Below are 24,918 nucleotides of genomic sequence, written 5' to 3' on the forward strand. Positions count from 1 at the left end.
GGTAGGTGGCACCGAGCCGACGGAAGACGGTGGAACGGCGTCCCAGACATCGCTGGCGGGCCCGGCGACGGGAAAGGCGGCGGGGGCGACCTTGCTGCTAGGCGCGTTGGGTGTGGTGTACGGCGACATCGGCACCAGCCCGCTGTACGCGCTGAAGACCGTCTTCACGCTGGACCGGGGCCTGGACCCGGGCTCCCGCGACGTGTTCGGCGTGATCTCGCTGGTCTTCTGGTCGATCACCCTGATCGTGTCGATCAAGTATGTGATCTTCATTCTGCGAGCCGACAACCACGGCGAGGGCGGGGTGATGGCCCTGGCCGCCCTCGCCCGACAGGCGCTGCGCAACGCCAACGGAAGGCGCGCCGCCAGCGTGCTGGCGCTCGGGGCGCTCGGCGCCGCCCTGTTCTACGGCGACAGTGTGATCACTCCGGCGATCTCGGTGCTGTCGGCAGTGGAGGGGCTGGAGGTCACGTCCCCGCAGTTGGCGGTGGTCGTGCTGCCGGTGTCGGCAGCGATCCTCACCGTGCTGTTCGCCGGGCAGCGGTGGGGCACCGGACGGGTCGGGAACATCTTCGGGCCGGTCATGCTGCTCTGGTTCGCTTGCCTGGGCGTGGCCGGCGCGGCCGAGGTGTTCCGTCGCCCGAGCATCCTGGGCGGCCTGTCGCCGACGTATGCCGCTCTGTTCGTCGTCGATCACCCGATGATCGCGTTCGTCGCGATGGGCGCGGTGGTGCTGGCGATCACCGGCGCCGAGGCGCTCTACGCCGACATGGGCCACTTCGGGCGCGCCCCGATCCGCCGGGTTTGGTTCGCCATCGTGTTTCCCGCGCTGACCCTCAACTATCTGGGTCAGGGCGCGCTGATCTTACGAGCACCGGACAGCCGGGCCAATCCGTTCTTCCTCCTGATGCCGGAATGGGCGCGGCTGCCGATGGTCGTCCTGGCCACCGTGGCCACCGTGATCGCGTCCCAGGCGGTGATCTCCGGGGCCTTCTCGGTGTCCCGGGAGGCCATGCGGCTGGGGTTCCTGCCGCACCTGCGCATCCGGCAGACGTCCCAGCGCGAGTACGGACAGATCTACCTGCCCGGAGTGAACTGGAGCCTGTTCGCGGCGGTCCTGGTGGTGGTGTTCGCGTTCGGCTCCTCGACGAAACTCGCCGCGGCCTACGGAGTGGCGGTCACCGGCACCTTCCTGATCACCACGACCCTGGTCCTGGTCGTCGCGCGGGCGCTGTGGCGCTGGTCCGCTCGGCGGGTGGTGCTGTTCGGGGTCGTCTTCGGCAGCATCGAGCTGATCTTCTTCACCGCGAACCTGGCCAAGGTCAGCCACGGTGGCTGGCTGACGCTGCTCATCGCGGTAGCCCTGTTCACGATCCTGGTGACCTGGCGGCGCGGAGCCGCGCTGGTCACCCCGCGACGGACCGAACGGGAAGGACCACTGCCGGACTTCATCGACACCCTGCACGCCGCGGACATCCCGCGGGTGCCGGGCACCGCGGTCTTCCCCCACCCGAACAAGGACACCACCCCGCTGGCACTGCGCGCGAACGTCGCGCACAACCATGTCCGGCACGAGCGAATTGTGCTCATTACCGGCCGTACCGCGAACGTCCCGCACATTCCATGGGATCAGCGGCTGACCCTCGATGACCTCGGCGACCCGAACGACGGCATCATCCACATCACCGCCGTGTTCGGCTTCCAGGATCCCACCGACTTCCCCGAGGTCCTGCGCCGCGCCGCCACCCACCCCCTCGCCAGCGGGATAGACCTCGACGACGTCTCCTACTTCGTCTCGAGGATCACCTTGCGGTGCACTCCACATCCCGGGCTGGCCATCTGGCGGAAACGCCTGTTCATCGGCCTCGCCCACAACGCCGCCAGTCAGGCCGAGTTCCTCCACCTCCCGGAGGAGAAGACCATCGTCCTCAGCGCCGAAGTCCCCGTCTGAACCTGTGTCGATCAGGAGTCTGAGCCTGTGTGTCGATCAGGCGGCGCGGTGCGCCAGGATCCGAGCGACCTGGATGACGGATGGCGCCGGGTCCGAGGCGGACCCGGCGCCATTCGGTCGCACTAGCTGGAGATGTTCCGGACCGTGTTGTACAGGTCGGCCACCTGGTTGCCGTAGTACGGCGAGAACATGTACTGCGGCAGGGTGTTGTACTTGAAGTCGTTGTGCCCGTTGAGGTAACCCCAGTTGCCATCGAACGACATCAGCCAGCCCCCGCCGGATGAACCACCCGTCATGTAGTTCACCATGTAGATGGTGCCGCCGCCCCCGTCGTAGGTCGGGCCGTTCTCCGCGGTGAGCACCTCACCGTTGAACGGGGACGCGGCCGGGTAGCCGAAGGCGTAGTCGTACTGGCCGATCGGGTAGTTCCAGGCGATTCCCTGTCCGCCGAGGTAGTCGGTGATCCGCCAGCCGTTGCTGCGAGCCATCACCGCCGACCCGACGTCGTTGGCGAAGTCACCGTTGTTGTTGAACCAGGCCGTGGTCGTCCACAACTGGGTGGCGTACCAGTAGCCGTAGGGGGCCGATCCGTTGTTGTAGTTCGGGACGAAGGTCCAGTTGGTCGCCCACGCCCGGTTGCCGGTGAGGCAGTGACCGGCGGTCCACACCTCGGACTTGCCCTCGGTGTTCACGATGGTCGCCGAGCAGACGTAGTTGCCGCCGTTGAGGGTGAAGTAGACCTTGCCGGACGTGCGGGCCACCGGGTGACCGACCGGGTAGTTGGGGTAGTAGGCCTGCGTCGACATGCCGGGCGAGGTGACGGTGGATCCGCTGGCCTTCGGTTCGACGGCGGGCGCGGCCGGGGCCACGCTGCCGGACGGCCCCTGCGGGCGGGTGGTGCTGGTCGCCCGGTTCCCGGCGCTGTCGCGCGCGGCGAGCGCCGCCTTCACCGCGGGAATCTCGGTGTCCGGCTTGGCCGCCTTCATTCGGGTCGGGGTCCAGTACGCTGCCAGGGCCCGCTGCCGGGCGTCGGGGCCGTTGCCCGTGGCGGTACGGGCCACCTCCGGGCTGAGCTGTGCGTAGCTTCCGATGACGGCGCTGTTCGACGTGCTGAGGGTGGCCGGGGCGGCGCCCGCGGTCCCCGCCGTGACCAGCGTAGCCGCGGTCGCCACCGCGAGAGCTGCCAGGCCGCGGAGCAGTCTTGTGGACATGTTCCCTACCTTTCGGATAGCGGGTCGGGAGCCCAAAGTACTGCCACAGAAGCATTGACGGTCATCACTTGAATATCAAGTAGGCAGATGAAGGAAAATGTAACGAAAGTAGCGACGTCTTCCCTCTGGCATTGACCCGCCTAGATGTGCGGGGCGTCGTGCCGCGTTCGTTGTAGCTCGCGGGAGAGCCGCGGCCGGGAATTGCGCGCAGATGGGTGCCGCCGGCTCGGGGTACGCCGGCGGCGGTGGTGGTCGTGGCATGGATGCGGCCAGCGCTCGGCGCGGCCAGAGCATCTCGACGTCGTGCCCTTGACTGCCCGGGCAACTCGTCACCCCCGGGGCTCGTCACCGTGGCGGCCTTCGTCCACGTCGGACGGGCAGACTCAAGAGTCCCTCAATTTCCATGTCTGAGGTGCCTCCAGGCAGTGTGGCCAGCCTAGGTTCGGCTCACTTCGATGGAACACGGCGACGTGCATCACCAGAGGAGCACCATGGCCCCTACTCCGCCCACCGATGCTGAGCTGAACACCCTGATCCGAGCTCGGCTGGCCACGCTCGGTATCGATCTCGATCAACTTCCGCCCGGAAGCGCCGCCGACCCGGAGACCGGCTCGCCGGGCCGGGATTCGGTGCTCGCCTCGCTGCGCTCGTTTCTGCGCGGCACCGTGGCGACGCTGGCCTCGTACCAGTTGCCCGCCCCCGACGCCACGGATCCCGAGGTCGGGAGGGCGCTGTCGCAGCAACATGTGCCGATTCTGTACCCCTCGAACAGCACAGAATGGCGGAAGGCATGACTGCCGAACCACTCGACCGTTCGATCGACCGCCGGGTGTTCCTGGCCCGCGCCGCCGCGCTGGCCATCGCCTCCGCGGCAGGGGCCACCGTCGCCTCGCCGTCGTTGGCGCTGGCGGCCGGCCCGCTGTCCGTGGACCCCGGAGCGGGGACCAGGAACCGGGCCCTGGACCAGCCCAACGCCTACACCCGGCCCCGGCCGGAGGCGGTCGCCGATCCGACCGAGCTGACCATCGCCGAGGCGGCCTGGCTCATCCGCGCCAACAAGCTGACCCCCGAACAGCTGGTCGAGGCGTACCTGGCGCGCATCTCCACGTACGACGGCACCTACCAGGCGTTCAACCTGGTGCTCGCCGAAGCGGCCACCGCAGCGGCACGCGCTGCCGTCCGCGCGCCACGACTCGGCGCGCTCCATGGCATCCCCCTGGCCATCAAGGACAACTACTACACCGAAGGCGTCCTGACGACCGCGAACTCCTTCCTGTTCAAGGACTTCGTGCCGCCGTACGACGCGACCGCGGTGGCCCGGCTCAAGGCGGGCGGCGCGATCGTCCTCGGTAAGACGCAGATGGGCCCGCTGGCCACCACCCGTGCCACCACCCCCGCCGGCGTGATCACCACGGTGAACGCCTGGACGCCGACCAACCGCAACACCGACCCCGGCGGATCATCCACCGGCACCGCCACCGCGGTGGCCGGCCGGATGGCCACCTCCGGCATCGGCACCCAGACCGGTGGCTCGATCACCGCACCCTCCAACGCCCAGAACCTGACCGGACTCAAGCCGACCATGGGCCGCGTCTCGGCGACCGGCGTCATCCCGCTCAGCTACACCCGGGACCATCCGGGCCCGCTGGCGCGCGATGCCAAGGACGCCGCCATCATGCTGACCGCGATGGCGGGCGAGGACCCGGCGGACCCGCGCAGCCAGGGACTGCCCGACGTGCCCGATCTCATCGACGCGGCCACCCCGGTCTACCAGAGGAACCGGGTCAGGTTGCGGTGGAACACCAGGATCGGTGTGCTGCCCGGCTTCACCAACGGCACCTCGGCCACCGCGGCGGCCCGCCAGGCGTATCTGGCCCAGCTCGCCGAGATACCCGGGGTGACGCTGGTGGACGTGTCCCTGCCGGACGGGTGGAGCCAACTGACCGGCAGCACCTTCAACAACATTCGGCTGCCGGAGCGCAGCGAGCCGTTCATGCCGTACCTGCGGACAGACCTGCGCGGTTTCGGCGTGTCGGTGACCAGTTGGCTGCAGGGAGCGTTGCTGGGTGGCAACGAGTTCCTCACCGGTCAGCGGGCCAAACTGCTGCTGATGGAACGGGTGCTCAACGACCTGTTCGACGTGTGCGACGTGGTGGTGCAGACCGACCCGGTGCCCTTCGACATCCTGGGTCTGCCGGAGATCGCCTTCCCGATCGGGTTCAGCGCCGCGGGCGTACCGATCGGCACCATCCTCGGCGGACTGCCGTACGCCGAGGACCGGCTGTTGTCGGTGGTGGCCGCCTACCAGGCGACGACGGACTGGCATCTGCGGCGGCCCGCCGACCCGCCCGCGGCGGCCAGGATGCGCGCTGAAGCTCCTGCGGAGGCGCTTCGGCTGACGGCTGAGCAGGTCGCCGAGCTCACCCAGTAGCCCAGACGGAGGGCGGGAGAGTGTTCCCGCCCTCCGTCATTTTCGACGGGTCGCGGGGCGAATATGTGTGCGGTCGTTGTGGAAACCTCGACCGCAATTCTGCCATGCCATTGAAACGTCTGCCTTCGTTCAATACCTCACCCGCCGACGAGCCGGACCGCGGACGCGAGGCCAATCACCCCGGACCAGGCTGTCCGGGGTCGGGTTCGGCAACATCAGCAAGGCTCAAGATTTGCTCAATTGCCGCCGAGAGCGTTCCTGAAAATGATCGAAGCCTGTTGAATCGATCTCATCCGATCTGGCGCGGCCGCCCCTGTCGGTCCCTTTTCCGTCGTGCAATGTGCTGTGAAGGGGTGTCAGGTGAAACGAAGACTGTCTCGGACTGCGGTGCCACTCGCCTGCGTACTGACGTTGATCGGTACGCCGGTGCTGACGTCGGGAACCGTCGCCACCGCAGGAGACCGGGTGCCGAAGCCGGAGTCCGTGATCGGCTGGGTGCCCTGTGCGGACTACAAGCTGGCCACGTACGAGCAGATCGCCGACTACTACCGTGCGCTGGACAAGGCCAGCGACAGGATGAAGCTGGTCGAGATCGGCAAGACCAGCGAGGGCCGGCCGCAGCTGATGGCCATCGTCTCCTCGGAGAAGAACCTCAAGGACAAGGACCTCGAGCGCTACCGGAAGACCTCGGTACGGCTGTCCCAGGGCGACGCGCTCTCCGCACCGGAGGCGCGTGACCTGGCGAAGAACGGCAAGGCCATCGCCTGGGTCGACTTCGGCATCCACTCCACCGAGGTGGCCGGTCACCAGACCGCCCCGCAGTTCGCCTACGACCTGGTGACCAGCGAGACGCCCGAGGCGCGCGCGATCCGCGACAACGTCATCACCCTGCTGGTGCCGAACGTCAACCCGGACGGCGGGACCAAGGTCGCCGAGTGGTACCGCCAGAACCTCGGCGGTCCCTACCAGGACGCCGGCTATCCGGAGCTCTACCAGAAGTACGCCGGGCACGACAACAACCGTGACTGGTACATGTTCAACCTGCAGGAGACCCAGAACGTCGGGCGTCAACTGTTCCACGAGTGGATCCCGCAGGTCATGCACAACGTGCACCAGACGGCGGTCTTCCCGGCGCGGATCAGCATCCCGCCGTACGAGGACCCGCTGAACCCGAACATCCACCCCCAGGTGGTCCGCGGCGTCAACCTCGTCGGCGACGCGATGGGGCAGCGGTTGGAACGGGAGGACAAGGGCGGCGCGCTGGCGCGCCAGTCGTACGACATCTGGTGGAACGGCGGCGCGCGGACCGCGCCGTACTACCACAACCAGATCGGCATCCTGACCGAGACGGCGCACGCCTCGGCGACGCCCCGGGTGTACGACCCCGCGACGTTCCCGAAGACCTTCGCGGACGGCACCTCGACCAGCGAGCCGTCGGTGTTCTACCCCAGCCCCTGGAAGGGCGGTGAGTGGCACCTCTCGCAGAGCTGCGACTACATCAAGACTGCCTCGTGGGCGATGCTGCGCGTGGCCAGCGACGACCGGGAGTCCCTGCTCTACGGGGCGTCGCAGATGGCCCGGGACGGCGCGCGTGACGGCGCCCGCACGACCTACGTGATCCCGGCCGACCAGGCCGACTTCCCGACCGCCACGAAGCTGGTGGACAAGCTGCGGTGGAACAACATCCGGGTCGAGCAGGCGGTGAGCTCGTTCACCGTGGGCAACCGCACCTACCCGGCCGGCAGCTACCTTGTCCGGGAGGCCCAGCCCTACCGGGCGGCGGTCCTGGACCTGCTCAACGCGCAGAAGTACCCGGACCGTCGGCTCTACCCCGGCGGCCCGCTGGAGCCGCCGTACGACATCACCGGTTACACCCTGTCGTTCCAGATGGGCGTCACCGTCGACAAGCTCGACCAGCCGGTCCCGGCCACCACCCGCCAGGTCGACTGGCCGGCCGTGCCGGCCGGGGTGGTGGCGGGCGCACCGAAGTACGCGTACGCCCTCGACCCCCGCGTCAACGACAGCTCGGTCGCGGTCAACTCGCTGCTCGCGGCGGGGGAGAAGGTCTCCCGCAGCGGCGGCGAGGTGGCCACCCGAACCGGCACCCTGCCGGCCGGGACCTTCCTGGTCACGCCCGCGGCAGGCACGGACGAGCGGGTGACGTCGCTCGCCACCCGGCTCGGGCTCAGCATCGCGGCGGTGGATGTGAAACCGGCGAAGGTGACCGCTCTCGCCGCACCACGGATCGGCCTGTACGACGGGTTCAACAACTACGACGAGGGTTGGACCCGGCTGATCCTCGACCAGTTCGGCTTCCGCTACGAGAAGCTGACGAACGCGGCGGTTCGGGCCGGCGACCTGCGGGCGAAGTTCGACACGATCGTGCTGCCCGACGCCACGTACAACTCGATGCGCAACGGCCGGGCGGCGGGATCGCTGCCGCCGGAGTACACCGGCGGGATGACCGACGCGGGCGTGGCCAAGCTCAAGGCGTTCGTCGAGGCGGGCGGCACGCTGGTGACCCTGAACAAGGCGGCCCAGCTGCCGATCAAGGCGTTCGGGGTGCCGGTCAAGGACGTCACCGAAGGGGTGGCCGACACCCGGTACAACATCCCGGGATCGGTGTTGAACCTCAACGTCGACTCGACCGACCCGGTCGGCGCCGGGTTCGCCTCGACCGCCTCGGCGTTCGTCGCCAACGGCCCCGCGTTCGAGGTCGAGCAGGGAGCCACCGGCGTCACGGTGGCCGCCAGCTGGCCGAAGACGAACCTGCTGAAGAGCGGTTTCCTCCTCGGTGACGACGTCATCGGCGGGAAGGGGGCCGTGGTCACGGCCAAGGTGGGCGACGGGCAGGTGGTGATGATCGGGTTCAAGCCGCAGCACCGCGCCCAGTCGCACGGCACCTACCGCCTGCTGTTCAACGCGATGTACCTCGGGGGTCAGGGCTGACCTGACCTCGATCCTGGTGGCCGGGCGCGCTGACGCGCCCGGCCACCACCGGCACCGCCGGCAGGAGCTCTCACGACCGCGGGATGGGTAGCTCACGAAGCGGGTCGCCGCCGTCGACGAAGAGGCGGGCGTCGGCCCTGGTAGCCAGGGCGATCCGCGACAACACCCGCTGACCCGCCTGGGGATGCCGCCCGTCGAGGGCGCCGACGCGGACGGCGAACACGATGTCGAACGGTTCTTCGCCGTCCTGCAGGACGAAATCCTCGGCCGCGACCTGGCGGACACTCATCCGGCCGGACGCGATCTCGGGCGCCGCGCCGGCCTCCGCCTGTGCGACGGCGCGGGCGGATCGGTCGACGGCCAGGATGTGGCCGGTGGTGAGCCGGGCTGCCACGGCTCGTGCGGCGGCCCCGGGCCCGCATCCGATCTCCAGGACGCGGGAGTGCGGCTGGAGGGGAAGGGCGTTCACGATCGAGGCGAGGCGGGGCGACAGCGATGCCGGCACCTCCGGAAGGATAGTTGACGATCGGCCCGGACGCCGGGGGCCCACGCGAGGGGATGGGTCGTCAGCGTTGGTTCGCCGCTGATCGGCCAGGGGTGGCTCAGGGGAGTTCGGCCAGCAGCGTCGCGACCTGCTGCTCGGCCAACTGCTGCGCGAACTCGACCGGGTGGCGGTCGGGCATCGTCTGCACCTCCGTCACGCCGAGCGCGGCGTACTCGGCCACCTCGGCCACGAACGCGTCGACATCGGCCAGGGGCGGCCGCATGACCAGCACGGTCTTCTCGATGCTGTCGTAGTCCCGGCCCTCCACGGCGCAGTGTTGCCGCAGGACGTCGAGCTTGTGCGCGACCTGGGCGGCGCTCTCGCCGAACAGGTTGCAGGCGTCGGCGTAGCGGGCCACGAGCCGCAGGGTCTTCTTCTCGCCGCCCCCACCGATCATGATCGGTGGGTGGGGCCGGCTGATCGGCGCCGGCACGCACAGCGTCTCGGCCAGCTGATAGTGCTTGCCGTCGAACGGGCCGTTGTCGGCGCTCCACATCTGCCGGCAGATCTGCAACGTCTCCTCGAGCCGTTCGAAGCGCTCGCCGACCGGGACGACCGGTACGCCGAGACCGCGCTGCTCGCGTTCGTACCAGGACGCACCGATGCCGAGCTGGGCGCGTCCGCCGGAGAGCACGTCCAGAGTGGTGACGATCTTGGCGAGCAGGCCCGGGTGGCGGTACATCACCCCGGTGACGAGGACGCCGAGTGTCATCCGTTCCGTCTTCGCGGCCACGTAGCCCAGGGTTGTGTAGGCCTCGACCATCGGCTCGTCGGCCGCCGTCGTGAACTCCATCTGGAAGTAGTGGTCCATGACCGTGAATGTCGAGACGCCGGCCTGCTCCGCGATCCTCGCGGTCTCCGCCAGGGCCGGGGCGATCTCCGCCGGGTCGGCGGGCGTGGAGAAGTTCCAGTAGTGCAGGCCAAGCCTCATGCCTCATCCCTCCAGTTCCTGGCGGCTCCTCCCATCATGCCGGGTGGAGGGCCGGTCCTCCGCTCATCCCGCGGACGGAAGGGGCCGTTGGGCTGGCCGGCGTGAGAAGCGGGAATCGGTCGCGCAGCTACTGGTTCGATGAGCACTTCGTTGGTACTGTCGCCCGATGCCGACGGATTTCGTAGCTGACGGGATTGACCGCGCGCGTCTCAACCGGCTCCTTGAGCGGGAACGGGCCGAGTTCGTCGACCGGCACCCCCGGTCGGCCGCCGCGTACGCCCGGGCCGAGCACCTGTTCGGCAGGGTGCCGATGACGTGGATGAACAAGAACGCCGCCGGCTTCCCGGTGTACGTGGACCGGGCCCGCGGGGCCCGACTCACCGACATCGACGGACACGACTACGTCGACTTCTGCCTCGGCGACACCGGCGCGATGGCCGGACACTCCCCGGCCCCGGTCGTCGCCGCGGTCACCCGTCGACTGGCCGAGCTAGGCGGAGCGAGCACCATGCTGCCCACCGAGGAGGCGGCGACGGTCGGGGCGGAGCTGAGCCGACGCTTCGGGCTGCCTGCCTGGAGCTTCACCCTGACCGCCACCGACGCCAACCGGTGGGCGATCCGGCTGCTGCGCGCCGTCACCGGCCGACCCCGCATCCTGGTCAACAGCTACTGCTACCACGGTTCCGTGGACGAATCGCTGATCGTGGTCGGGCCGGACGGGCGCCCGCGCAGCCGCGAGGGCAACGTCGGCGCCCCCTGCGACGTGACCATGACCAGCCGAGTCGCCGAATTCAACGACCTCGACGGCCTGGCCCGCGAACTCGCCCACGGCGACGTCGCCGCGGTGCTGATGGAGCCGGCGCTGACCAACATCGGCATCGTGCTGCCCGAGCCCGGTTACCTCGACGGGGTCCGCGCACTCACCCGGCAGCACGGCACCCACCTCATCAACGACGAGACGCACACCTTCTCCGCCGGGCCGGGCGGCGCGACGGCGGCCTGGGGGCTGACGCCGGACGTGGTCACGATCGGCAAGGCCATCGGTGGCGGCGTCCCGGTCGGCGCGTACGGCCTGTCCGCCGAGCTGGCCGCCGCGTTGACCGGCCGGGCGGACCTCGACCTGGTGGACATGGGCGGCGTCGGGGGCACCCTCGCCGGCAACCCGGTGTCGATCGCGGCCACCCGAGCCACCCTGCAGGAGGTACTCACCGACGACGCTTTCGCCGGCATGATCGACGTGGCGACCGTCTTCGCCGAGGGCATCCGCAAGATCATCGAGGGGTACGCGCTGCCCTGGTCGGTGAGCCAACTCGGCGCGCGGGTGGAGTACCGCTTCGCCGCGCCGGCTCCCCGCACCGGCACCGAGTCAGCGGCGTGCGCCGACGCCGACCTGGAGGACTACCTGCACGTCTACCTGAGCAACCGGGGTGTCCTGCTGACCCCGTTCCACAACATGGCGCTGATGTGCCCGCAGACCACCGTCGAGGACGTCGCCCGGCACCACGAGGTTTTCGCCGACGCGCTCGCCGAGTTGCTGGCCTGACCGCTCGCCGCAGGGCCGGTCCGGCCGTGACGGCCGCGGACGGCGACAGCCTCGTGCGTGGTTTGGGCGGACCTCGCCACCTGACGTCGGTCAGCTGGCAAGCTGGGTACTTGTGGATCGGAAGCAGGTGACGGGCTGGCTCGCGGCCTACGAGCAGGCGTGGCGCACGCCGGGGACCGAGCTGCTCGCCACGCTCTTCACCGAAGCGGCGAGCTACCTGCAGGGGCCTTACCGGGCACCGCTCATCGGCCTGCCGGCGATAGCCCGGATGTGGGAGGTCGAGCGCGACGGCCCCGCCGAGGTGTTCCACCTGACCAGCGAGATCGTCGCGGTCGAGGGCGACACCGCGGTCGCCCGAGTGGAGGTCCGGTACGGCGACCCGGTCGAGCAGGAGTACCGCGACCTGTGGATCATGCGGTTCGCCGAGGACGGGCGCTGCCGATCGTTCGAGGAGTGGCCCTTCCAGCCGGCGTAGCCGACCGTCTCCGGTCCGGTGGACGCTGATGTCGCCGGTCGGCTCACCCGGTCATCGCAGCGACCGGAAGGCCGCTCGAAGCTCCTCCGCGAACAGCTGGGGCTGCTCCCATGCCGCGAAGTGACCGCCCCGGTCGACCTCGTTGAAGTAGTTGAGCTGCCGGTATGCCTGCTCCACCCAACTCCTCGGCGCACGGTAGATCTCGCCTGGAAACACGGTCACCCCCACGGGGAGCGAGATCTCCGCTGTCTGCTGTGACGCGGCGCTGAAGTAGTCGTACTTGTTCTCCCAGTAGAGCCGCGCGGAAGAGACGGCGGTGTTCGTCAGCCAGTAGAGCGAGATGTCGTCGAGGACATCGTCCCGGGTGAGGTCGCCCGCGGGTTTCCCTTCGAGCACCCGCTGGAACGCCCCGGCCGGCTGGCCATAACCGTCACCGTGGTCAAGAAGCCAGGCTGCCAGGCCGACGGGCGAATCCGTGATTCCGTAGCCCACGGTCTGTGGTCGGGTTTGCATCATGACCCCGTAGGCGGCGTTCTTCAGGAAGAAGCCGCTCAGCGTCTCGAAGGCCCGCTTCTCGTCAGCGGACAGCCCGGCCGGGGCCGGATCGCCACTCATGATTACCTTCGCCAGGTCGCCCGGCACCGTCGCCGGCATGTTCACATGGATGCCCAGAAGCCCTGGCGGCGCCTGGCGCGCCATCGCATGCGCGACAAGTGCTCCCCAGTCGCCGCCCTGGTGCACATAGCGTTCGTATCCCAGGCGCCCCATCAGCTCGGCCCAGGCGCGCGCGATTCGGTCGGGATCCCAGCCCGTATCCTGCGGTTTTTCCGAGAAGCCGTGTCCGGGCATCGAGGGTATGACGACGTCGAAGGCGTCCTCCGCCCGGCCACCATGAGCCGGCGGGTCGGTGAGCGGACCGATGGCCTTCAGGAACTCCAGGATCGAGCCGGGCCAGCCATGGGTGATGATCAGCGGAAGGGCGTTCGGATGGGGAGAGCGGACGTGGATGAAGTGGATGTCGAGGCCGTCGATGTTCGTCATGCACTGCGGCAGGGCGTTGAGCCTCGTCTCCACCTTGCGCCAGTCGTGGTCCGCCGCCCAGTACCGGGCGAGCTTCTGAAGGTGGCTCAGCTGCACGCCCTGTGATTGATCCGGAACCGTCTCCGGATCGGGCCACCGGGTCGTCGCCAGGCGTCGGCGAAGATCGACGAGATCCCCCGCTGGGACGTCAACGCGGAACGCGCGTACTTCTGTCGCCATCGTTGCTGTCGCCATCGGAATCCTCTTTCCGCCGACTACCTGGCGCGGTCCGGGCGGACGCCGACCTGCCTGCGACCGGAGGCGGTCGAGCGTGGCCACAACACGCAAGCCGGCCAATGCGCCGGCTGGCCAGAGCATGGGAATCTCCCTGGCGCCGACCGAGGCGCCAAGGTTCAGCCTAAGTTCCGGGCTGGGACGTGCGAGCCGGAACGCCAACTTGACGGCCGGCGCTCTCGCCGTGACGACGGGCTGCCGGTCGCGGTAGGCCGGGCTGGCACCCGACCGTACCGCCGAGCCGGTACCGCGTCAGCGCACGATGACGAGGTTGGCCATGTCGACCACCGGGCGGTAGCCGAGCCTCGCGTAGACCTTGTTCGAGGCCGGGTTCGCCTGGTCGGTGAACAGGCACACCCGCGCACCCTCGGCCTGGAGCCGCCGCGAAACCTCGGCGACCGCGTTGCTGGCCCAGCCGCGCCCACGCTGCGCCGGGGGCGTGTACACCGGACCCACCCGCGCGACCCCGAACGACGGTGGGTTGGCGCCCGTCAGGTGCACCGGCTGCCCTTCCTCGTCGACCCAGAACCACATCCGCCCGGCCCGGAGCCGGCGCAGCAACTCCGCACGCTCGGGCACCTCGTGCGCGCTGGCCCCCCGCGGACGGCCCGCCTGTTCGTCGGCATCGCCCATGAACGCGCCGAACCACTCCGTGACCAGGTCCACGTCGTCCTCGGTCGCGACCACCAGGCCGCCGGGCGCGGGCTCCGGCCAGACCAGCTCGCCGAGCTCGTGCAGCCGCGTGTGTTGGCTGACCTGCACCCGCCCCCCACCAAGCCGGGTCAGCTCGGCGGCGCACAGTTCGACGGCCGGAAGAGCCCCGTTGATCGCGAGCACCTCCTCCCCGCGCTCGTGCAACATGCGGGCCAAGGCCACGGCCGCCTCGTCGGGCATCGGCAGCAGGAACGGCGGGTAGGGCGCGAACGGAGCCGTGCGCATCCCGGCGCCGACCACGGCGCCGAACTCGTCTCTGACCACCAACCACCAGTCGCGGTCGGGCTGCGCGATCCCGTCGGCCTGCTGCGCCGACCGCCGGTGCGCGAAGCTGGCCACCACCGTACTGATCACCGGATCGGCGGCCAGGTGGTCACCGGCCGCGGCGAGGAACTCGCCGGGATCGGTGTGGAACTGCAGGTGCGAGGTGGCCATCGGGACAGCGGTCATCTGGGCAAACTACCCACCGTGGTGCCACACCGGCAGCGGAATTTCCACGCTGTGGTCAGGGCGCGGGGCAGTCAACCAGGCCGATGTTGTGGTACCAGCACCCGCCGGACGGGGCGGTGTCGAAGCGCACGGCCGCGACGGCGTTGCCTTCCAGGTGGTTGTCGTGGACCCACCCGGATTCGCAGGTGCCGACGGTGGTGATCTGGAGGCCGTGGGTCTGGGTCCGGTGGGGCTGGCTGTCCCAGACCCGGTTGTTGTGGATGGTGGGGTGGTACGTGGCGGCGGCCACGGTGATGCCGGCCCGGGTGGGCGGGGCGCCGGGTATCTCGTAGGGGGTCCCCGGCGGTGGGGTGCGGTCCGGCCAGGCGGTCATTGCGCCGGGGCGGCGCGGCGCGAGCACCAGCTTGGTCGCGGTGTTGCCCATGACGATGACCCGGTGCCCACCGGCGGTGATCCACTTGCCGCGGTGGCCGTCCGGCACCCAGTTCGCGGACGTGTCGGTGAGGGACCGTTCGGTGTAGGAGACGGTGTCGCCACTGCCGGACGAGGCGGGTGCGGTGCGCCGGCCGTTGTTGCGGATGCGGTTGCCGGCGATGGCGACGTCGGCCAGCGAGGAGTCGGCGAGGATGCCATCGAGGGCGTTGTCCCAGAACTCGTTGTCCTTGATGATCATGTCGGTGGCGGGCGCCTGGGGTCCGCCGGCGAGGTTGTGCTGCCAGTAGCCGTAGCGGCCGTTACGGCTGATGCGGTTGCCTTCGACGGTGTAGGGGCCCGGGGTGTTGCCGATGGCGACCCCGTCCCAGACGTTGTCCTCGATGACGCAGCCGGTCACGATGCCGCCCCGCCCGGCGACGCCCGTGGTGCCGAGCGAGGACACGTCGTAGCCGGCCTGGTGGTTGCCGATCAGGGTGCAGCCGGAGACGATGAGCCCGTCGGCGCCCCAGTCGGAGATGCCGAACCGGTTGCCCTCGGCGTGGCAGCCGATGACGCGGATCCCCCGAGGCGGGGTCCAGTCCCTGCCCTGCAGCTCGAAGAAGATGCCGTTGGTGCCGTTGCGGATCGTGGTGCACGCGCTGACCGTGCACCGCTCCACCGGCCCCCAGCCGCCGATGCCGATGCCGATGCCGGCGCCGCCCATCCACTCGCCGTTCTCCAGCCGGCCGCAGTGCTCGATCAACAGACTGTCGACGAACGTGTCCTGCAGGAAGTCGCAGCCGAAGCCGGTGGCCGCCGTGTCGTGGATATACAGGTCGTGGAAGCGGCCCCGCCACACGTACTGCATGCCCAGTCCCTTGGCGAGCACGTCGTACTCGGGCAGCCGCACCCCGGAGCCGTCGATCTCGAAGTACGCGAAGGTGCAGTCGGCGATGTGGTTGTCGCGGCTGGCGCCGTGTTCCCGGGCGGTGAAGTAGGCCAGCGGAGTGGGGGAGCGCGGATCGCCCGGATTGGCCAGCACGAACCGGGTGGCGGCAGCCCCCGCGCCGATCAGCGAGACACCGCTTCTCCACACGGTGCCCTTGTCCCTGATCGAGTACACCCCGGACGGGCAGTAGATGGTGCGCGGCTGACCGTCGTGGGCGTAGGCGGCGCCGAGGTGGTCGACCAACCGCTGGAGTGCCGGCTGGTCGTTGGTGGTTCCGTCGCCGGTCAGGCCGTGATCGCGGGCGTTGCAGACGAAGGGATCCGCCGCGGCGGGCCCAGTCGTGGTCCCGGCGCGGGGTGGACGCCTGCCTTGCGGCTGGTGCATCGGGCCTCCTGTCCGCGAGGCAGGCCGCCGCCGGCGGCGGGCCCGTGCCGTGGTGGGCGTACGCCGCAGCGCCGGCCAAGGGCGGATCGTGGTCGCGCGGGCGGCCGGAACGTCCGCGGCTCGCTGGCGCCAGCAGGAGGAGTATCCCACCGGCTCGGGCATTCTTGACCCCGCTTTGCCGTAGGGACGCGAGCTGGACAGCCGAGCAGCAGGGCTGTCAGCTCCCACCCGACAGCCACGTGGCCGACCGAGCCGGCCGGCGCGACCGGTTGGCCGCCCGGGCCGGAGCCGCCCGTTTGGCGCCCTGAACGGCGGGTACGGGCGGTAAGTGGAGCGGGCAGGAGAGGTGGCGGGCGATGAACAAGAGCCGGTTCAGTGACGTGGTCGTCGGCGCGGCCGGCAACGTGGCCGGTGCGATGGATCGTCGACCCCCGCGAGGGATTCACCCGGCTCCGGGCGGTGGCCACCGGCCGCACCCTCGCCACCGTGGCCGCCGGGCTGGTCATCGGCTATCTGGCGGCGCGACTCGGTCGCCGCAGGTGACTTCCAGGCAACGCCGGGGTGGCCCGGCCGGGGAGCAGAGCGGCCATTTGCCGGTTCGCCGGCACGGGCCCGGGTAGCTGCCGGAGACTCGGGACATGCCGGTGACACCCCGGGACGCGAGCACCAGGCCCTGCCGCGGCCCAGCTGGCACGAGGGGCGGCGGCCGGCGCCGGGACTGCGCCGCGCTCCAGTGGCCGGCACCTGCGGGCGCCAGACCGCGACAACTCCAGGATCAGGAGGCGTGACGTGCAGGAGATCGTAGGCGAGAGCCTGGCGCGACGGCTGGTGGATTGGGGTGTCGACACGGTCTTCGGTCTGCCCGGGGACGGCATCAACGGGCTGATGGAGGGCTTCCGCCGGCAGCGGGACAAGCTGAGGTTCGTGCTGGTGCACCACGAGGAGGCGGCGGCCTTCATGGCCACCGGCTATGCGAAGGCGACGGGGCGAGTCGGGGTGTGTGTCGCGACATCCGGGCCGGGGGCGATTCACCTGCTCAACGGCCTCTACGACGCCAAGCTCGACCACGTGCCGGTGTTGGCTATCACCGGCATGCAGGAGACGTCGGTGCTGGGTTCGCACTATCAGCAGGAGGTGCACGCGGCGTTGCTGTATCAGGATGTGGCGGAGGCCTACAACCTGATGGTGACGAATCCACAGCAGGTGCCGGGGGTGGTGGACATCGCCATCCGGCACGCTCTGGCCCGGCGCAGCGTCGCACACCTGTCCTTCCCCAATGATGTGCAGGTCGCCGCGGCTGGGGAGGATCCGTATCGGCATGTCAGCCCGGGGAAGCCGCCGATGAGCAGCCCGGTGGTGTCGCAGCCGGCGGTGTCGGCCGCGCAGGCGGATCTGGCCCGGGCGGCTGAGGTGCTCAACGCCGGGAAGAAGGTCGCGATGCTGGTCGGCGTCGGCGCCCGCCGTGCGCGGGACGAGGTCCTCGCGGTGGCCGACGCGCTGGCCAGCCCGATCGTGAAGACATTGTCGGGCAAGATGGTGGTGCCGGATGACCATCCGCTCACCACCGGCGGGCTGGGCCTGCTCGGCACCAAGCCGAGCGAGGAGCTGATGGAGGAGTGCGACACCCTGCTGATGGTGGGCACTTCTTTTCCGTACGGGAAGTACCTGCCCTCGCCGGGGCAGGCGCGGGTGGTCCAGATCGACATCGACGCGAGCCTCATCGGTCTGCGCCTGCCGATCGACGCGGCCGTCACGGCGGACGCCAAGGTGGCCTTGCAGCAACTGCTGCCGATGCTCCAGGCCCGATCGGACCGGTCCTTCCTGACGAAGTACCAGCAGGCGCGGGACGCTTGGCGCGCGGACATGGAAGCGTTGGAGGACCCGGGCCGTGACCCGATCGCCCCGCAGTATCTGATCAGCTGCGTCGACGAGGCCGCCACTTCGGACGCCATCCTCACCTGCGACTCCGGCACCATCGCCACCTGGGCGGCGCGGCACTGGACCATCCGCGGCAACCGGGAGTTCTACCTGTCCGGCAACCTGGCCACCATGGCGCCGGGCCTGCCGTACGCGGTCGCCATGCAGCACGCGTTTCCGGGGCGGCAGGTGATCGCGTTCGTCGGTGACGGCGGGTTCGCCATGCTGATGGCCGAGTTCCTCACCGCCGTCCGCCACGAACTGCCGATCAAGGTGGTGATCAACAACAACAACGCGTACGGGCAGATCCTGTGGGAGCAGATCATTCTCGGCTACCCGGAGTACGAGGTGCGGCACGGGCAGCCGGAGCCGGACTTCGCGGCCTGGGCGCGGGCCTGCGGCGGATACGGCGTCAAGGTCACCGACCCGAAGTCGCTGTCCGGGGCGGTCCGGGAGGCCCTGGCGCATCCGGGGCCGGCGCTGGTGGACTGCGACGTCAACCCCAACGAGCCGCCCATGCCCGGCAAGGTCCGCTACGAGCAGGCCAAGCACTTCACCGAGGCGTTCCTGCGCGGTGAACCGCACAAGAAGGCGACGCTCGCTACCGTGGCCCGGGACAAGATCAACGAGCTGCGGTCATGACCCGGGTCGCCCCTGCGCCGGTCAGACTGCCCGACCCGGTGACCCGGGCTCCCGCTCCCGCCACCGACGTGGACCTGGCCGCCCTGGCCGCCCGGCTGCGCCCCGTGGTGGACGGCGAGGTCCGGTTTGACGCCGGGTCCCGGGGCGCCTATTCCACCGACGGCTCCAACTATCGTCAGGTCCCGCTCGGTGTGGTGGTGCCGCGCACCGTCGACGCGGCCGTCGCCACCATCGAGGTGTGTCGTCAGCTGGGCGTCCCCGTCCTGTCCCGCGGCGGCGGCACGAGCCTGGCCGGCGAGTGCACGAACACCGCTGTGGTGATCGACTGGTCGAAGTACTGCAACCGGCTGCTCGAGGTGGACGCCGAGGCGAAGACGTGCCTGGTGGAGCCGGGCATCGTGCTCGACACGCTCAATGAGCTGCTGGCCCCGTACCGGCTGGAGTTCGGCCCGAAGCCGTCGACCCACAACCACTGCACCATCGGCGGGATGATCGGCAACAACTCCTGCGGGTCGACCGCACAGCGCACCGGCAAGACGGTCGACAATATCGTCGAGATGGAGGTGCTGCTCTACGACGGCACCCGGATGTGGGTCGGCGAGACCAGCGACGAGGCGTACGCCGAGATCCAGCGCCGGGGCGGCCGGCCGGCCGAGATCTACCGCCAGTTGCGCGCGCTGCGCGACGAGTACCTGACCGACCTCCGCACCCGCTACCCGCACATCCCCCGGCGGGTCTCCGGCTACAACCTGGACAGCCTCCTGCCGGAGAAGAACTTCCACGTGGCGCAGGCCCTGACCGGCTCGGAGAGCACCCTGGTCACCGTGCTGCGGGCCCGGCTGAAGCTGGTCCCGGTGGTGCCTTGCAAAGCGATGGTGTTCCTTGGCTACCCGGACATCGCCGCCGCGGCCGACGACGTGCCGCGCATCCTGCCGTACAACCCGATCACGCTCGAAGGCCTCGACGACAAACTGATCAACTTCGAGAAGCGTAAGCACCTGCACCCCGCCGCGCTGCACCTGCTCCCGCAGGGCGGCGGCTGGCTGATGCTCCAGATGGGCGGCGACACGCCGGAGGAGGCGGAGGCCGCCCTCGCCCGGCTGCTCCACGCGCTGCGGCGGGAGAACGGGCCGACCGTGCACCGCTTCGACGACGAGGCCCACGAGGAGCAGATGTGGGGGGTCCGCGAGTCCGGCCTCGGTGCCACCGCCCGGGTACCGGGTGAGGCGGACACCTGGGAGGGCTGGGAGGACTCCGCGGTCCCACCGGAGCGACTCGGCGACTACCTGCGCGATCTCGACAACCTGTACCGGGAGTACGGCTTCGAGCAGGCGTCCCTGTACGGGCACTTCGGGCAGGGCTGCGTCCACACCCGCATCCCGTTCAAACTGACCACGGCCGAGGGCGTACGCCAGTACCGCTCCTTCATCGAGCGCGCCTCGGACCTGGTCGTCTCCTACGGCGGCTCCTTCTCCGGCGAGCACGGCGACGGCCAGGCCCGGGGCGAACTGCTGCCGAAGATGTTCGGCGAGCGACTGATCCGCGCGTTCGGGCAGTTCAAGGCCATCTTCGACCCCGCCGACTGGATGAACCCGGGCAAGATCGTCGCCCCCTATCCGCTGGACAGCCACCTCCGGCTGGGGGTCGACTACAACCACGGCGACGTGCAGACCCACTTCCGCTACCCCGACGACTCCGGCAGTTTCGGCCGGGCCGTGCTGCGCTGCGTGGGTGTCGGCGAATGCCGCCGACCGCACGGCGGGGTGATGTGCCCGTCGTACATGGCCACCCGGGAGGAGGAGCACTCCACCCGGGGCCGGGCGCGGCTGCTCTTCGAGATGCTCGACGGGACGGCCCGGGGTGGCGCCATCGCCGACGGGTGGCGGTCGAACGCCGTCCGGGACGCCCTCGACCTCTGCCTGGCCTGCAAGGGATGCAAGGCCGACTGCCCGGTCAACGTGGACATGGCGACGTACAAGGCGGAATTCCTGTCCCACCACTACCAGGGCCGGCTCCGCCCCCGCGCGCACTACTCGATGGGCTGGCTGCCCGCGGTGGCCACGGTCGCCGCGCGGGCACCACGCATGGTGAACGCGCTGGCCCAGGCGCCCGGGCTGAGCCAGCTCGCGAAGCTGGTCGGCGGGGTCGACCAGCGCCGGGAGATCCCGGTGTTCGCCACCGAGAGCTTCCAGCGCTGGTTCGCCCGGCGAACCCCGGGCGGCGACGGCTCGCGGGGCGAAGTCCTCCTGTGGCCGGACACCTTCACCAACCGCTTCCACCCCGGCATCGCCCAGGCCGCCGTCGAGGTGATGGAGGCGGCCGGCTGGCGGGTGCGGGTGCCCGACCAGGCGGTCTGCTGCGGCCTGACCTGGATTTCCACCGGGCAGCTCGGCGTCGCCAAACGGGTGCTCCGGCGGACCGTCGACGTGCTGCGCCCGCACCTGCGGGCCGGTACTCCCGTGGTGGGCCTGGAACCGAGCTGCACGGCGGTCTTCCGCAGCGACGCCCGCGAACTCTTCCCCGACGACGAGGACGTCTCCCGGCTGCGGAAGCAGACCGTCACCCTGGCCGAACTGCTGCACGACCACACCCCGGGGTGGCAGCCGCCGCAGCTGCCCGCGCACACCCTGATCCAGACCCACTGCCACCAGCACGCCATCCTCGGCACCGCCGCAGACCAGGCGGTGCTCGCCAAGGCTGGGGCCCAGCCGGAGTTCCTCGACTCCGGCTGCTGCGGCCTGGCCGGCAACTTCGGTTTCGAGGCAGGGCACTACGAGGTCTCCGAGGCGTGCGCCGAACGCGTGCTGCTACCGGCCGTCCGGGACGCCGCCGACACCGACGTCATCCTGGCCGACGGCTTCAGCTGCCGTACCCAGGTCGAGCAGGGCGCGTCCGCGGGCCGGACCGCGATCCACCTCGCCGAGTTGCTCCGGGCCGGCCTGCACGGCGACCCGGTGACCGCCCGTCCGGAACGACAGTGGGCACGGCGCCCGGAGCGGCCGTCCCGCGCCACCCGACTGCTCGCCACCGGAGTCGTCGGCCTGGCCGCGCTCGCTCCGGCCGTCGCGCTCGCCGCCTGGCGCCGGAGGCGGTGACGGCGGCGCGGCGCGCGGGCGACGGCGCGGGCACCACCGCCGGTCAGCCGGGCGGCGAACAGGGGATTGCCTGACCGAGCGTCACCGCGGTCTCCAGCATCAGCGCGTGCACGAACGCCTGCGGCAGGTTGCCGCGCAACTGTCGCTGCTGCACGTCGTACTCCTCGGTGTACAGCCCCGGTGGGCCGCAGGCCGCGCGGCTGCGTTCAAACCACCGGTTCGCCTCGACGACGTCACCGGCCTGCCACGCGGCCAGCGCCGCCCCGTAGCCGCAGAGCAGGAAGGCGCCTTCCGCGTCCCCGAGCGGCCGGAGGTCGGGGCGGAACCGGTACAGGTAGCCGTCACACTCCAACTCCCGCAACACCGCCCGGCGGGTCGCCTCGGTACGCGGATCCCCCTGCGGCAACGCACCCCGGATCCCGGGGAACAGCAGCGACGCGTCGACCCGCTCGTCGTCGTACGCCCGTTGCCAGCGCCCGGACTGGTGGCGGCCGTGCGCCGCCGCGTCGGCGAGGACGGCATCGGCGAGGGCCGCCCACCGCCCGGCCAGCCCGGCCGGCGCGACCCGGGCCGCCGCCCGCAGCCCGGCCACACACATCAACTTCGAGTGGGTCCACGGGCGCGGCGCCAGCTCCCAGATGCCCGAGTCCGGCTGGCTCCAGCGGTCGCCGATCACCCGCGCGGTCAGCTCCATCGCCCGCCGCGCGGCGTCGTCCAGCCGGTCGTGCCGCCCGGCGATCGCCAGCAGCAGCAGGACCTCCCCGAAGACGTCGAGCTGGAACTGCCCGCCGACCCAGTTGCCGACCCGGACCGGCGCGCCCGGATAGCCGGGCAGAAACGCCAGTTCCTCCTGTGGTGGCACCGGGCGGCCGTCGATCGTGTAGGCGGGGGCGAGCCGGTCCCCGTCCGTCAGCACCCGCTCGGTGACGAACGCCACCGCGTCGTCGAGCAGGTCGTACCGGCCGACCAGCGCACCGGCCCGGCCGGCGAAGGACTGGTCGCGGAGCCAGGCGTAGCGGTAGTCGTAGTTGCGGCCGGCCAGCGCCCGCTCCGGCAGCGACGCGGACGCCGCCGCCACCATCCCACCGTCCGGCTGGGTCAGGCCGCGCAGCACCGCGTACGCGAACACGGCGTCCCGCCGCGCGTGGCCGCCGGCCAGGCCCGGCACGGCCTGCCGCCAGGCCTGCTCGGTGGTCCGCCACAGCGCGGCGGGCTCGGGCGGCGCCTCGTCGAGCGGCCGTCCGGCGATCTCCAGCACCAGGTCGTGCCGGCCGCCGGCCGGCACGCTCAGCTCGCCGCACAGTAGGCCATCGCTGGTCTGCCCGAGCATCTCGCCACCGGAGTGCCGCAGGTACAGACCGCCGGTGCGGGCCAGCCAGTGCCGCCCCGCCCGGCGCACCTCGCGCACCGGCTCCCGGCCGAAGTCGGCCCGCGGATCCAGCCGGACGTGCACGACCGCGTCACCGTCCACGGCCTGGATCTGACGCAGCAGCACGATCCGGTGCCGCTCGCCGGGAAACAGCAGCGCCTCCCGGCACTGGATGATCCCGTCAGTGGTCACCCAACGGCTCACCCACACCAGCGAGGCCGCCTCGTAGTGGCCGCCCCACACGAACCGCCGGTTCGCCGGCGTTACCAGGTAGTCGCCCCGCCCGCCGACCAACCGGCTGAACACCGGGGGATCGGCCCAGCCGGGGGCGCACAGCCAGGTGACGTTCCCGTCCGGGCCGACCAGCGCGCCCCGGCGCCCGTCGGCGATCAGCGCGTACTCCCGCAGCACACTCGGGCCCCGAACATCCTCACCCGTCGGTCGGCCCGGCCCCACGTCCTGATCCACCGCCGCACCTCCCCGCAGCGTTGCACGGCACTACCCGCCCCACTCCGCCCTACACCTCACCCGCCGCGCGCGGTTATCTCGGCCGCCGCCGGGGTAGCCAGTACGGGACAGGCGACGCTGGGAGGGCGACATGCGGCGAACCAGACGGCAGGCACAGGTTGCGGTGATCACCGGCGCCAGTGCCGGAGTGGGCCGGGCCACCGCCCGGCTGCTCGCCCGGCGCGGCATCGCCATCGCGCTGCTGGCCCGGGGCCGCACCGGACTAGACGCCGCCGCCGCCGAGGTCCGCGCGGCCGGCAGCCGGGCCCTGCCCATCGAGGTGGACATGGCCGACTACGACCAGGTCGTCGCCGCCGGGCAGCGGGTGGCGGACGAACTCGGCCCGATCGACCTGTGGATCAACAACGCCTTCAGCTCCGTCTTCGCGCCCTTCCAGGAGACGAGGCCGGAGGAGTTCCGGCGCGCGATGGAGGTCACCTACCTGGGGTACGTGCACGGCACCCGGGTCGCGCTCGCCCACATGACGCCCCACGACCGCGGGACGATCGTGCAGGTCGGATCGGCGCTGGCGTACCGGGGGATCCCGCTCCAGGCCACCTACTGCGGGGCCAAGCACGCGATCGTCGGGTTCACCGAGTCGCTGCGGTGCGAGCTGATGCACGACAAGAGCAAGATCAGACTGACCATGGTCCACCTGCCCGCGGTCAACACACCCCAGTTCGACTGGCTGCTGTCCCGGCTGCCCCGCAACGCCCAGCCGGTACCGCCGATCTACGAGCCGGAGGTGGCGGCCCGGGCCATCGTGGGCGCCGCGGACCGGCCGGGCCGCCGCGAATACTGGGTCGGCGCCTCCACGGCCCTGACGATCCTGGGCAACCGCATCGCGCCGGGCCTGCTCGACCGCTACCTGGCCCGGACCGGCTACCGCTCCCAGCAGACCGACCAGTCGGCCGACCCGCACCGGCCGACGAACCTGTGGCAGCCGATCGACGGGCCGGGCGGACACGACTTCGGTGCCGAGGGCAGCTTCACCGGGCGCGCGCACAGCCACAGCGCCCAGGCGTGGCTGTCCCGGCATCGGCTGGTCGCCGCCGCCGGCCTGACCGTGGCGGCGGGTGCGGTCGGCGCCCTGGTCGCCGCCCGCGACTGACCATCCGTCAACCTGAG

General features: G+C 70.7%; 17 protein-coding genes. 10 read left to right on the forward strand and 7 right to left on the reverse strand.

Features of this window, described 5'->3' with window-relative positions; translation table 11 throughout:
* The first annotated feature begins 91 nt into the window (after positions 1-91).
* On the forward strand, positions 92-1,951 hold the full coding sequence (locus ABZ783_RS11225; protein ID WP_357436260.1) for a potassium transporter Kup: 1,860 nt from the start codon (positions 92-94) through the stop codon (positions 1,949-1,951).
* 122 nt (positions 1,952-2,073) lie between these two features.
* On the opposite strand, the gene ABZ783_RS11230 is transcribed toward ABZ783_RS11225, so the two are convergent.
* Positions 2,074-3,162 (reverse strand): hypothetical protein, encoded by a 1,089-nt coding sequence (locus ABZ783_RS11230; protein WP_357436262.1) that lies wholly within the window; start codon positions 3,160-3,162, stop codon positions 2,074-2,076.
* 455 nt (positions 3,163-3,617) lie between these two features.
* Between ABZ783_RS11230 and ABZ783_RS11235 the strand changes: the two genes are divergently transcribed.
* The 3 genes from ABZ783_RS11235 to ABZ783_RS11245 all read left to right on the forward strand — a co-directional run bounded on the left by ABZ783_RS11235 (position 3,618) and on the right by ABZ783_RS11245 (position 8,542).
* Complete coding sequence (locus ABZ783_RS11235; RefSeq protein WP_357436263.1) at positions 3,618-3,956, forward strand: hypothetical protein; 339 nt, start codon at positions 3,618-3,620, stop codon at positions 3,954-3,956.
* Entirely contained in the window at positions 3,953-5,593 is a 1,641-nt protein-coding gene (locus tag ABZ783_RS11240; RefSeq protein ID WP_357436265.1) for an amidase, read from the forward strand. The genes ABZ783_RS11235 and ABZ783_RS11240 overlap by 4 nt, the downstream gene beginning before the upstream one ends.
* Positions 5,594-6,058: 465 nt before the next feature.
* Complete coding sequence (locus ABZ783_RS11245; RefSeq protein ID WP_357436267.1) at positions 6,059-8,542, forward strand: M14 metallopeptidase family protein; 2,484 nt, start codon at positions 6,059-6,061, stop codon at positions 8,540-8,542.
* A gap of 70 nt (positions 8,543-8,612) precedes the next feature.
* On the opposite strand, the gene ABZ783_RS11250 is transcribed toward ABZ783_RS11245, so the two are convergent.
* Both ABZ783_RS11250 and ABZ783_RS11255 read right to left on the reverse strand, forming a co-directional pair.
* On the reverse strand, positions 8,613-9,047 hold the full coding sequence (locus ABZ783_RS11250; protein ID WP_357436268.1) for a methyltransferase domain-containing protein: 435 nt from the start codon (positions 9,045-9,047) through the stop codon (positions 8,613-8,615).
* Between the two features lie 97 nt (positions 9,048-9,144).
* On the reverse strand, positions 9,145-10,017 hold the full coding sequence (locus ABZ783_RS11255; protein ID WP_357436270.1) for an LLM class F420-dependent oxidoreductase: 873 nt from the start codon (positions 10,015-10,017) through the stop codon (positions 9,145-9,147).
* A gap of 166 nt (positions 10,018-10,183) precedes the next feature.
* On the opposite strand from ABZ783_RS11255, the gene ABZ783_RS11260 reads away from it, so the two are divergent.
* Positions 10,184-11,560 carry a transaminase gene (locus ABZ783_RS11260; protein ID WP_357436271.1) on the forward strand — a complete coding sequence of 459 codons (1,377 nt, stop codon included), beginning with the start codon at positions 10,184-10,186 and terminating at the stop codon, positions 11,558-11,560.
* A 112-nt stretch (positions 11,561-11,672) separates the two neighbouring features.
* The gene (locus ABZ783_RS11265) at positions 11,673-12,035 is read left to right on the forward strand and encodes a nuclear transport factor 2 family protein (protein WP_357436272.1); all 363 of its coding nucleotides are present in this window, start codon (positions 11,673-11,675) and stop codon (positions 12,033-12,035) included.
* Between the two features lie 51 nt (positions 12,036-12,086).
* On the opposite strand, the gene ABZ783_RS11270 is transcribed toward ABZ783_RS11265, so the two are convergent.
* The 3 genes from ABZ783_RS11270 to ABZ783_RS11280 form a co-directional block, all read right to left on the reverse strand.
* Entirely contained in the window at positions 12,087-13,310 is a 1,224-nt protein-coding gene (locus ABZ783_RS11270) for an epoxide hydrolase family protein (protein ID WP_357436274.1), read from the reverse strand.
* Between the two features lie 291 nt (positions 13,311-13,601).
* Complete coding sequence (locus ABZ783_RS11275; RefSeq protein WP_357436276.1) at positions 13,602-14,513, reverse strand: GNAT family N-acetyltransferase; 912 nt, start codon at positions 14,511-14,513, stop codon at positions 13,602-13,604.
* Between the two features lie 55 nt (positions 14,514-14,568).
* Positions 14,569-16,260, reverse strand: a complete 1,692-nt coding sequence (locus ABZ783_RS11280) for a right-handed parallel beta-helix repeat-containing protein (protein ID WP_357436277.1) — start codon at positions 16,258-16,260, stop codon at positions 14,569-14,571.
* A 411-nt stretch (positions 16,261-16,671) separates the two neighbouring features.
* Here ABZ783_RS11280 and ABZ783_RS11285 point away from each other — a divergent pair, with 411 nt between their 5' ends.
* The 3 genes from ABZ783_RS11285 (at position 16,672) to ABZ783_RS11295 (ending at position 21,914) form a co-directional block, all read left to right on the forward strand.
* A complete protein-coding gene (locus ABZ783_RS11285; RefSeq protein WP_357436279.1) occupies positions 16,672-16,803 on the forward strand; it encodes a hypothetical protein in 132 nt (43 codons plus the stop codon).
* A gap of 246 nt (positions 16,804-17,049) precedes the next feature.
* A complete protein-coding gene (locus ABZ783_RS11290; protein ID WP_357436281.1) occupies positions 17,050-18,819 on the forward strand; it encodes a thiamine pyrophosphate-dependent enzyme in 1,770 nt (589 codons plus the stop codon).
* Positions 18,816-21,914, forward strand: a complete 3,099-nt coding sequence (locus ABZ783_RS11295; protein WP_357436283.1) for an FAD-binding and (Fe-S)-binding domain-containing protein — start codon at positions 18,816-18,818, stop codon at positions 21,912-21,914. Before ABZ783_RS11290 ends, ABZ783_RS11295 begins: the two co-directional genes overlap by 4 nt.
* A 43-nt stretch (positions 21,915-21,957) precedes the next feature.
* Here the strand turns inward: ABZ783_RS11295 and ABZ783_RS11300 are convergent, their stop codons facing one another.
* Positions 21,958-23,751: a glycoside hydrolase family 15 protein gene (locus ABZ783_RS11300; RefSeq protein WP_357436285.1), complete on the reverse strand. Its 1,794-nt coding sequence runs from the start codon at positions 23,749-23,751 to the stop codon at positions 21,958-21,960.
* Positions 23,752-23,881: 130 nt separating this feature from the next.
* Here ABZ783_RS11300 and ABZ783_RS11305 point away from each other — a divergent pair, with 130 nt between their 5' ends.
* A complete protein-coding gene (locus ABZ783_RS11305; protein ID WP_357436286.1) occupies positions 23,882-24,901 on the forward strand; it encodes an SDR family oxidoreductase in 1,020 nt (339 codons plus the stop codon).
* Positions 24,902-24,918: the final 17 nt, after the last annotated feature.

The organism is Micromonospora sp. NPDC047738 (assembly GCF_040642675.1).
Classification (GTDB): Bacteria; Actinomycetota; Actinomycetes; order Mycobacteriales; family Micromonosporaceae; genus Micromonospora.